This window comes from Hungatella sp., from assembly GCF_046966825.1.
Window position 1 is genome coordinate 1 of the sequence record NZ_JBKVCZ010000178.1, and the last position, 9,679, is coordinate 9,679.

Here is a 9,679-nt window from a genome sequence, read left to right on the forward strand (position 1 = left end):
ATGTGACGCAGGCGTTCATCGATTATGCGCTTCCTTTGATTCAGGGCGAAGTGCAGAGGAAGACGGAATCGGGCCGGCCGGTTTATCTTTATCGCAAGAGTCCGGTTCAAAAATAAAAGCAAATGCGCGTCAATCCCATTAAACGAAAGGGATTGACGCGCATTTTTAAACATATTGATTTCTCTCATCTGATTACAGCATTTCCTACTTCAAAAACCCATTCACAATCTGCGCTTCCGCTTCCGCCTCGCTGAGCCCCAGCGTCATCAGCTTGATAATCTGGTCTCCCGCTATTTTACCGATGGCCGCCTCGTGGATCAGGGCTGCATCTGTGTTGTTGGCTGTGATCTTCGGAATCGCGCTGATGTTGGCATGATCCATAATGATGGCGTCACATTCGGAATGGCCGGCACATCTTGAGTTGCCGTTGATCTCCGCTAAGAAGGTCTGTCTCGAATCATCTCTTGCCACCGCACGCGAAATGACGTTGGCGCTGGAGTCATCCCCGTTTAAATTCACCACAAACCCGCTGACCGCGTCCTGAGCGCCGTGTGTCATCAGTCTCCTGTATAACCAGCTTCGCGCCGGCTAAGCCGGCCTTCGTGTTCAGTTTTGGAATCACTCCCAGTCTGGACCATCTCCATCTCCATGTAGCTGTTTTCCTCCAGATACACCTCCGTGCCCGGGTTCATGATTCTCTTGCCGTTGCCGTCGCCCTCACCGTAGTGTTTCTCCACGTATTTCACTTTGGAATTCTTTCCCAGATAAAAACGATGAATTCCGTCGTGCCGGGAATCCTGCTGCCCGCAGTTGCTGATGCCGCAGCCCGCCACGATCACCACGTCTGCGTCGTCCCCGATATAAAAATCATTATAAACCACCTCGGTCAAGCCGCTCTCGCTTAACACGACCGGGATATGAACACTCTCATGCTTCGTACCCGGCTTAATATGAATATCGATGCCGGTGCCGTCGTCCTTCGATGTGATATCGATGTTGGCCGTCGTGTTCCGGCCCGCTGTCTGGCCGTTGGCGCGGAGATTATATGCGCCTTCCGGCACGTCATGTAAATCAGCGACTTCTTCTAACAGCCGCTTCTGAATCTCATCTATCTTTGCCATGTCATGCCTCCTCCTTGTTGTAAAACTTCGTACAGGCATCCACTGCGGAAGCTGTCCCCAGAAGATGAGGAAGGATGTCATCCTTCGGGCCCTGCATGCTGATCTGACCGTTTGCAATCACCACGATCTCGTCTGCGATATCCAGAATCCTCTCCTGATGAGAGATGATTAAAATCGAACCATTTTTGATGTTTTGACGCATGCGTTCGAATACTGCGATCAGGTTCTGGAAGCTCCATAAATCGATTCCGGCCTCCGGTTCATCGAAAATAGACAGCTTCGTTCCGCGCGCCAGCACGGTAGCAATCTCGATCCGCTTCAGTTCGCCGCCCGATAAACTGTCATTCACCTCGCGCTTGATATAATCCTTGGCACATAAGCCCACTTCGGATAAATACTGACATGCATCCGTAATATTAAGCTCTTTTCCAGATGCAAGGCGCAGAAGATCAAATACTTCAATCCCTTTAAAACGGACCGGCTGCTGGAATGCATAGCTGATTCCGCTCTGAGCGCGCTCCGTAATGTTCTTCTCTGTAATATCTGCCCCATCCAGTAAAATCCGTCCTCCAGTCGGCTTCTCAATTCCTGCAATCAGCTTCGCCAGAGTCGATTTCCCGCCTCCGTTGGGACCTGTGACAACGACAAATTTATTGCTCTCTATGGTCAGGTTTAAATTCCTGATAATCTCTTTCTGGCTCTTCTCGTCCTGTACGCCAAAAGATAGGTTTTCTAATGTAAGCATATGTCTCCTCCTGTATCTCTTACTCCAACACCCGCACATGCTAGTATACACCATTTTTCCAATCTTTACTATATTTTTTTTCATATCGGTTCTTTTTCCCGCCTCCTCTTCATACACTTATAACAATATCCGTTTTACCATTCATAAGAAAACACACTTAAGGGAGAAATGTATATGAAATCCGATATGATACTCGACAATATGCCCTGCGGCATTGTAAAACTGAAGGCCGAAAGCGGCTTTCCGGTCCTCTATGCGAACCATGAACTGAAACAGCTGAACGGAACCGGAAAACGCCTGGAAGAAATCGTGGAACCACAGGATTATCCGGAACTGGAGAAAGAAATCCTGGGACACTTAGGGAATTCACCTGCGCGTTTTGAACTGGAATTCCGAAGTCCGGCAGAGGGAGGAGACTTCTGCTGGTACCTCATCCGCATAAACTACGTCCCCGGAGGCGGAGAAGAGGTTCTCTACGGTATCATCATCGACATAAGTGACAGAAAGAAACGTCAGGAAGAATTACTCATCCGTGAGGAACAGTACCGCCTCGCCAGCCGGCACTCCGGATGCAACATCAGCATTTACGATATTCCGTCGAAAACTCTCTGTCAGCCACCCGATTCAGCATTTTCATTTCCCGGTCCCATTTCATTCCCGCCAACCCCTGATTTTATCATCGACAACGGTATTATCCACCGAGAGAGCGTCCAGGAATTTCTGGACTTTTACAATTCCATGGAAAGTGGAGTCCCCGAAGGAAAATCGATCATCCGCATGAAAATGAAAAGCGGGGAATACCACTGGTTTTCCGCCTGCTACTCACTCATATACGGACAGAACCGGGAACCGTTAAGAAGTATTATCTCCTATCAGGATATTACCGGGCAGTATGAAAAAGAACTTGCCTACCAAAAATGGATGGAGTACATGAATGAACAAAAAAAAGACTGTATCGGCTATTACGAATACAATCTTAAATACGATCTGTTTGAGGAAATCCTGGGCGAGCTCACCTCCACCCTTCCGGAATACGCCCGGAACACCTTCTCGGACATCATCAACTACATCGCGGAACACTTCATATATGAAGAGGACCGCGAAAACTACTTAAAGGTGTTTAACCGCAACCAGCTGCTCTACCACTACTACCACGGCAACCGCTCCCTTCAGACGGAACACAGAAGGCTCCGTCCCGACGGCACCGCCTACTGGTGCCTGGGGCTGATTCAGATCGTTCCCGATCCGTATACCGACACCATCAAGGCATTTATCCTGATTAAGGACATCGACGAAGAGAAGAAAGAAGCCCTTACACTCCAGGAAATGTCGAAGCAGGATTCCTTAACGGGCCTGTTAAACCGCGGCACCTCGGTCCGCGCCATCCGCCATATTCTGAAGAACAGCCAGGACCACCACATTCTGATCATGCTGGATATCGACCGTTTTAAACAGATCAATGACCGGTACGGCCACCAGTTTGGAGACAAGGCCCTCCGAACCGCGGCCGCGCGCTTAAAATCAGCGCTCCGCCGTGATGATGTCTTCGGACGCCTGGGCGGGGACGAATTCATCATACTGCTGAAGGACGTCTCCTACTCCATGGACTTATACGCCCGCCTGGAGAATCTCTGCAGCCTGATCGGCAGCGCCCTGGAGCCGGAAGCACATATATCCGGCAGCATCGGCACCGCGGCCTTCCCCGAGGATGGGACTACCTTTGAAGCACTCTACGAGAAGGCCGATATCGCCCTGTACCATGCCAAACTGCACGGGCGCAACCAGTACGCCGTGTACGAACCGGGTATGAGCATGTCGGAGGATATGGATTGATGCCTCCTCTGATTATTCCCCCGTTTTTTGCGGCGGGGTGCCTGGCTCCGAAAGGGCCGGTGCTTTTCCCTGTGAGCCGAACAGCTTTATTTTTTCTGCGGCCACAGCCCGCATCGCCCTTTTGGACTTCTGCATGAGGTCAAAATAGCCCAGCTTCACGGCATCTTCAATGAAAACCATTCTGGCCGCCTCCGCGATTTCCGTGTAAATGTTTATTTTGGAAATTCCCCCCGCTATGCAGTCTTTAAAATCCTGATCACTCAGTCCCGATCCCCCATGAAGCACAAGGGGGATAGAGACCCGCCGGTGTATTTCCTTCAGAAGCGGAATATTTAAATTTGGTTTTTCCCGGTATCTTCCGTGAACCGTTCCTATGGATACCGCCAGCGCATCGGCCCCGGTCATCTCCGCAAAATATGCTGCGTCCTCCGGTTTTGTATACACACTCCCGCCACTGCCGTCTGAATTTCCTTCCTCTCCGCCTACATGACCCAGCTCCGCCTCGACGGAAGCGCCGAACGCCTCCGCCAGACGCACCGTCTTCGCAGTGTTTTCCAGATTTTCCTCAAGTGAAAGGGTAGAACCGTCATACATGACAGAGGAGAACCCCAGCTCCATAGCCTGCACGGCCGTCTCCACCGATACCGCATGATCCAGGTGGACGGCAACCGGAACTCCGGCCCGTTCAGCGGCCTGAACGAGCATGGAGCCCACCGCGGTCAGCTGTCCCGGCTGTACGGCATGTACTTCCGCCAGTGCCAGGATGACGGGAGCATTCCGTTCTTCCGCCGCTTCCAGAACCGCCTCGGCCATATCAGAGTGATGCACATCGAACATTCCCACCGCGTACTTCTCACGGCCGGCATTCTTCAGTATTTTTCGCAGCGTAACTACAGGCATTTTCTATTCCTCTCTATTTACCGGCGCAGTAATCACTCATCGCCTTTAATACAATCCACATGGAGGTGGCACCTGCATCCTGATGCCCCAGAGACTTCTCCTGAAGGAATTTCGCACGTCCCTTCTTTGCCACCATCTTCTTTGTCGCCTCCACGCCCTCTGCTCCCGCATCGGCTGCCCTCATAAGGGCCTCGGATAAATCGGCTCCAGCCCCGGCCGCCTCCTTCAAAGCGCGCACCGCAGGCGCCAGACAATCCACCAGCGTGCGGTCCCCTTCTTTGGCGCCGCCGATCATCTTGACTTCCTTAAGCCCCTGCTCCAGCATCTCCCCCATTTCCACTGCCGTCAGCCGGCTTCGCCCTGCCGCGCTCTCCGCCGCGCCTTCAAAGATGCTGCCGAAGATCGGGCCTATGGCTCCACCCATCGTCTCGCTGAGCGTTTCCGCCGCTTCATCCAGCAGTTCTTCCATCGACTGATACCGCTTCGATTCCAGTCTTCACGGCCCGGAATCCACGCGCCGCCGTGACACCTTGATCCCCGTCTCCCACAAAGCTGTCCAGTTCACACAGACGGCGTTCTTCTGCGGCTACGCGGTCACAGACGCAGATCATCATTTCCCGCAGTTCCTCTACCGTTAAAACGTTCATATCCGCCTCCCGCTCTTCCCCTTATTTTTGTACCCACAACGGGCAGTCACACGGTCTTTCCCATAGCTCTTTCATAGTATCATCCACGGAACAGATAGATACAGATACACCGGCCAGTTCCTGGGTCGTAAGGAAATTGCCGACCCGGCAGCCTGCGATCTCAAAGCCTTTAGACCGGAAGCTCTTCTCCAGCTCATTGTATAAGATATTCAACTCCATAGCGGTAGCCGCGCCCGTGCCATTGACCAGTATTAAGAGTGACTCTCCCGGGCGGTACGGCTTATCCTGAATCAGAGCATCTGCCATCAGTTCCGCCAGCCGGCCGGCCTTCGGCATGGGGATGCGGTTGTCTCCGCCGCCTTCCCCATGAACGCCCATCCCCATTTCCATCAAATCGTTATTCTCCAGGTACTCAAACATCTTAAGGCCCGTGCCCGGATGCGTACAGCTGGAATACGCCGCCGCATACGTCCTCGTGTTGTCCCTGACGCGTTCAAACATCTCTATGCATTCCTCTATGGAGGCCCCGGCCTCTGCCATGGCTCCTACAATCTTTGCATAAAACAGCATGCCCGCGATGCCCCGCCGCTCCTCATTCTCTTCTCTCGGCGCGGAGGCAATATCGTCATAAAACAACACCTTTCGGATATCAATTCCGTGCTTTACCGCCTTCTTCCATGCGATATTGCCGTTGATTACATCACCCGCGTGATTCTGGATACACAGTAAGACCGGACTTTTGTCGTCGATCTCCTCGATCGCCTGAAACATCTTCTCTCCGGATGGCGCCGAAAACAAGTCCCCGACAACATCACAATCAAACATGCCTTCTCCTACCCAGCCGATGACTGCCGGTTCATGACCGCCGCCGTTTCCCATAACCAGCTTCACTTTTCCGGCAGATTTCGGAACCGCTCTGACGACCGCGGTCACACTGTCCGCCAGCTTCACCTGACGGGGATAAATTTTCGCAAAGCCCTGCAGCTCATCTGCGATGAGAGTGTCCGGTTCGTTCATGATTTTTTTCATTCGATTGCCCCCAGTTCTGTCCACTGCTGTTCTATTTCTTTCACAGCCTCCTCGCGGGTCTTGCTGCCGGCCACGTAGCTCTGCATGATCTCGCCGAATTTCTGGTGGAAGCTGTCGAGAGAGTAGACTGCCGACGGAACTCCCGGTTCTCTTGTCTCCATAAAGCTGGTCAGTGCAGCAGCAACATCTGTATTTGGCAGAGGGGTATCCCCGATCGGCGGAATCGCATTCATCACTTCCGGGAACCATGTCTTTCCGTAGTCACAGTAGAGCCAGTTTAAGAAATCCAGTGTCTCATTTAAGACTTTCGAGTCCTTGTTGACACGGTACGCCTGCTCCGCTCCGGCTACGATAAAGAAATGCTCCGGATTCTCATCGACCTGATAGCCGCAGAAGCTGATCTTCATCTCAGGTGAGATCGCCTTTACGCTCGGCTCCATCGGTGCTCCGATTCCAGTCATCATTGCCGCTTTTCCAGTTGAAAATGCCGTGATTTCCGCATTCAAATCCGTCTCCAGAGGCTTCGCATCCCCGTATTTTACAGTGAGATCCACGTAGTCAAAATAATTTTCAGCCAGTACCGGATAGTCCGATATCTTTGCCGTTCCATCGATAAAGCTCTGTACAAGCGCCTCCGGGTCTCCCTCGCTGGCCACGTCTATAAAGTTCTGGAACACATACTTATAAACCCACCATTCCTTGTATCCGTTGGTAAATGGCTGAATGCCCGCAGCCGCCAGCTTCTCACAGGCCGCCTCCAGCTCTGTAAAGGTGGCAGGCATGGCGGAAATTCCCGCCTGGTCAAAAAGCTCCTGATTGTACATCATGCCAAACGCATTGGATATGACAGGAATTCCGAGCAGCTTGTCCTCATAGGTCATGGTGGCCTTTGCCGAGTCCGTCAGGGAGGACGCCAGAGGCTGGCCGGATAAATCATAGGAATACTCCGCATAGGCCTTCATCTCCTGGCCGCCTGTCGATGCAAAGATATCCGGTGTGTCGCCCGAATTCATCTTCGCCTTTAATAAGGTGGGATAGTCCGACTGTGTCGTTTCGTAATTAATTGTGATATTGGGCGCTACCTTCTTGTACTCTTCGATCGCATTGGCAATCGCATCTGCGTTCTCAGGACAGCTCACAAACATGTAAATCTCTTTCTCCCCGGCAGCCGCCGCGGAAGCCTCCGTTTCCGCCACCGGCGCATTGCCTGCACAGCCGGCCAGAAGTCCTGCCGCCATCGCGGCACTCATAACCATGGAAATCATTCTCTTTCTTTTGCTCATAACCCTTCTCCTTTTGATTTTTTTTTGGAATGGTCACCCTTTTACAGCACCGGCGACAACTCCTTTTATAATGTGTTTTTGCATGAAAATGAAGAACAAGATGGAAGGCAGCAGCGCTAAGACCATGGCCGTCATGGCGTATTGCCACTGCGTGTTGTACTGGCCGACAAAGGTATACGCCGCCAGCGTCAGAGTTTTGGTCTTCGGCGAACTGTTGACCATCAGCATCGGAAGCAGGAAATCGTTCCAGATCCACATGACGTCGAGAACCATGACCGTTGCGGTAACCGGCTTAAGCAGAGGAAATATGATCCTCACATAGGTGCTGAATGCGGAGGCGCCGTCTATGGTAGCACTCTCGTCGATTGCCCGCGGTATCGTCTTGATAAAACCCATATAGATAAACACCGCCATGGGAATTCCAAATCCCCAATACTGAATTCCGAGCCCCAGCAGGCTCCCGGAAAGGTGCAGCGTCTTCATGACCTTCACCAGCGTAATCATGATGGTCTGGAACGGCACCAGCATCGGTATGATACAGAACATATAGGCGGCTCTCGTAAACCTTGTGTTCCTCCGGGCCAGAATATAGGCGGCCAGTGAGGAAAAAAACACGATTCCCAGAATTCCCGTAAATGTAATCACCACATTATTAAAGAACAGACGTCCATAATTGATTTTTTCTATTACGTGGGTATAGTTGGCAAACTCCAGATGCGTCGGCAGCGCCACAACGTTGACCAGCACCTCTTTAAATGATTTAAAGGAATTTGTAAACATCAGGAATACCGGATAAATGTACACTGCGGCGCACAGGATCAGGATCACTTCCAAAATGATAAGGCCCGCGCTTCTCTTCGGCGTCTGTTCCACTCTTTTTCTTCTATTCATCACAGTTCAACCTCTCTGCTCTGCAGTAATTTTAACACGACATTGGTCAGCAGCATGACGGTAACAAACAGGATCAGTGCCTTCGCCGAGCCAAGTCCAAAGTTGTTGTTCTGGAATGCCTCCCGGTATACATCGAGGGTCGCGCTGTAGGTAGAACCGCCCGGTCCGCCGGCAGTCAGAGCCAGAATGATATCAAAAATCTTAATCGCATTGGTCAGCGCCATGAAAATACAGGTGGTGACGGTGCCTCCAAGAAGAGGCAGTGTAATTCTGAAGAATTTCGCCGTACCGCTGGCCCCGTCCACCACTGCGGCTTCCAGCACGTCCTCAGGAATGGCCTGGAGCCCTGCAATATACAGGACCATATAGAAGCCGACCGCCTGCCAGATGGATACGATCAGTATGGATACGAAGGCCAGCTTTTCATCTCCCAGCCAGCTGAGTCCGAAGATTCCCCATCCCGTTATCTCTCCCAGCGTATTAAACCCCTGCAGAAAGATGAATTTCCAGATAAATCCCACAATGATCATGCTCATGATATATGGGACGAAGAACACCGCCCTTAAGAGGTTGGCCGTCTTTAATCTCTTTACCAGCATCACCGCCAGAAGAAGTCCCAGTACATTGACGATAACCACAAAAAAGATCATATATTTTCCGGTAAAAAGCATGGCGTTTAAAAAGGTCTTATCCGCCGTAAAAATCTGAATAAAGTTGTCGAATCCGATGAACTCCGGTTTTTTAGCGATCCCATCCCATTTGGTCAATGAGTAGTAACCGCTCATAAAAAATGGAATGTAAAACACCACTGCGACGAGAATCAGCGCTGGAAATACAAAGATAAAATTTTCCCTGCCCTGCTTCGATTTCATTTTATTTTCACCCATCCCCGTAACTCCTTTTTTCCTGTTCTGTCTGAAGCTGATACTATCATACCTGTTTTGTGCAGTTATTTTAATGGAATTTTCAGGAATTATTATATGGAATAAAATGAACAGCATTTTTGACAATTTCCGATAGCATATCGCCCTGTTTTTGGTATAATATAAGAAAATGCAAAAAATTTGGAGAGGACTCTTTATGAAACTTTTTCATGCAAAAAAACTTCGCAGCGGCTTAAAAACGCTCTTTTCTCATATATCCGTTCAGATTATCATGATTGTGGGCACGACCGTTGTTCTCGTACTTTTATGCACCGTTATGTTTTTCTATCACTCCACCGTTAAGATC

The 9,679-nt window shown here is 50.9% G+C and carries 9 protein-coding genes and 1 pseudogene; 1 reads left to right on the forward strand and 9 read right to left on the reverse strand.

Annotation, left to right across the window (positions count from 1 at the left end):
- Positions 1–204: 204 nt before the first annotated feature.
- Together ACLTD4_RS30515 and ACLTD4_RS30520 are read right to left on the reverse strand one after the other, a co-directional pair.
- Positions 205–1,121, reverse strand: a pseudogene (locus tag ACLTD4_RS30515) (SufB/SufD family protein).
- Position 1,122: 1 nt separating this feature from the next.
- Positions 1,123–1,866: an ABC transporter ATP-binding protein gene (locus ACLTD4_RS30520; RefSeq protein ID WP_055653012.1), complete on the reverse strand. Its 744-nt coding sequence runs from the start codon at positions 1,864–1,866 to the stop codon at positions 1,123–1,125.
- Between the two features lie 174 nt (positions 1,867–2,040).
- On the opposite strand from ACLTD4_RS30520, the gene ACLTD4_RS30525 reads away from it, so the two are divergent.
- Positions 2,041–3,699: a sensor domain-containing diguanylate cyclase gene (locus ACLTD4_RS30525; RefSeq protein WP_055653013.1), complete on the forward strand. Its 1,659-nt coding sequence runs from the start codon at positions 2,041–2,043 to the stop codon at positions 3,697–3,699.
- A 12-nt stretch (positions 3,700–3,711) separates the two neighbouring features.
- Here the strand turns inward: ACLTD4_RS30525 and ACLTD4_RS30530 are convergent, their stop codons facing one another.
- The 7 genes from ACLTD4_RS30530 to ACLTD4_RS30560 are packed head-to-tail and all read right to left on the reverse strand — an operon-like array spanning position 3,712 to position 9,336.
- Positions 3,712–4,599 carry a class II fructose-bisphosphate aldolase gene (locus ACLTD4_RS30530; protein ID WP_117620518.1) on the reverse strand — a complete coding sequence of 296 codons (888 nt, stop codon included), beginning with the start codon at positions 4,597–4,599 and terminating at the stop codon, positions 3,712–3,714.
- A gap of 13 nt (positions 4,600–4,612) precedes the next feature.
- On the reverse strand, positions 4,613–5,068 hold the full coding sequence (locus ACLTD4_RS30535) for a dihydroxyacetone kinase subunit L (RefSeq protein WP_412331809.1): 456 nt from the start codon (positions 5,066–5,068) through the stop codon (positions 4,613–4,615).
- Complete coding sequence (locus tag ACLTD4_RS30540; RefSeq protein WP_412331810.1) at positions 5,049–5,246, reverse strand: hypothetical protein; 198 nt, start codon at positions 5,244–5,246, stop codon at positions 5,049–5,051. Before ACLTD4_RS30540 ends, ACLTD4_RS30535 begins: the two co-directional genes overlap by 20 nt.
- 21 nt (positions 5,247–5,267) lie before the next feature.
- Entirely contained in the window at positions 5,268–6,275 is a 1,008-nt protein-coding gene (locus tag ACLTD4_RS30545) for a dihydroxyacetone kinase subunit DhaK (protein ID WP_055653016.1), read from the reverse strand.
- A complete protein-coding gene (locus ACLTD4_RS30550; protein WP_117620517.1) occupies positions 6,272–7,558 on the reverse strand; it encodes an ABC transporter substrate-binding protein in 1,287 nt (428 codons plus the stop codon). Before ACLTD4_RS30550 ends, ACLTD4_RS30545 begins: the two co-directional genes overlap by 4 nt.
- 33 nt (positions 7,559–7,591) lie before the next feature.
- Entirely contained in the window at positions 7,592–8,449 is an 858-nt protein-coding gene (locus ACLTD4_RS30555; RefSeq protein ID WP_117620516.1) for a carbohydrate ABC transporter permease, read from the reverse strand.
- Positions 8,449–9,336 carry a carbohydrate ABC transporter permease gene (locus tag ACLTD4_RS30560; RefSeq protein ID WP_002603721.1) on the reverse strand — a complete coding sequence of 296 codons (888 nt, stop codon included), beginning with the start codon at positions 9,334–9,336 and terminating at the stop codon, positions 8,449–8,451. The genes ACLTD4_RS30555 and ACLTD4_RS30560 overlap by 1 nt, the downstream gene beginning before the upstream one ends.
- Positions 9,337–9,679 lie beyond the last annotated feature (343 nt).

Coding starts and splice junctions, on each gene's coding strand:
- ACLTD4_RS30520 (WP_055653012.1), bottom strand. CDS start 1,866: ATGCTTACATTAGAAAACCTATCTTTTGGCGTACAGGACGAGAAGAGC.
- ACLTD4_RS30525 (WP_055653013.1), top strand. CDS start 2,041: ATGAAATCCGATATGATACTCGACAATATGCCCTGCGGCATTGTAAAA.
- ACLTD4_RS30530 (WP_117620518.1), bottom strand. CDS start 4,599: ATGCCTGTAGTTACGCTGCGAAAAATACTGAAGAATGCCGGCCGTGAG.
- ACLTD4_RS30535 (WP_412331809.1), bottom strand. CDS start 5,068: ATGGAAGAACTGCTGGATGAAGCGGCGGAAACGCTCAGCGAGACGATG.
- ACLTD4_RS30540 (WP_412331810.1), bottom strand. CDS start 5,246: ATGAACGTTTTAACGGTAGAGGAACTGCGGGAAATGATGATCTGCGTC.
- ACLTD4_RS30545 (WP_055653016.1), bottom strand. CDS start 6,275: ATGAAAAAAATCATGAACGAACCGGACACTCTCATCGCAGATGAGCTG.
- ACLTD4_RS30550 (WP_117620517.1), bottom strand. CDS start 7,558: ATGAGCAAAAGAAAGAGAATGATTTCCATGGTTATGAGTGCCGCGATG.
- ACLTD4_RS30555 (WP_117620516.1), bottom strand. CDS start 8,449: ATGAATAGAAGAAAAAGAGTGGAACAGACGCCGAAGAGAAGCGCGGGC.
- ACLTD4_RS30560 (WP_002603721.1), bottom strand. CDS start 9,336: ATGGGTGAAAATAAAATGAAATCGAAGCAGGGCAGGGAAAATTTTATC.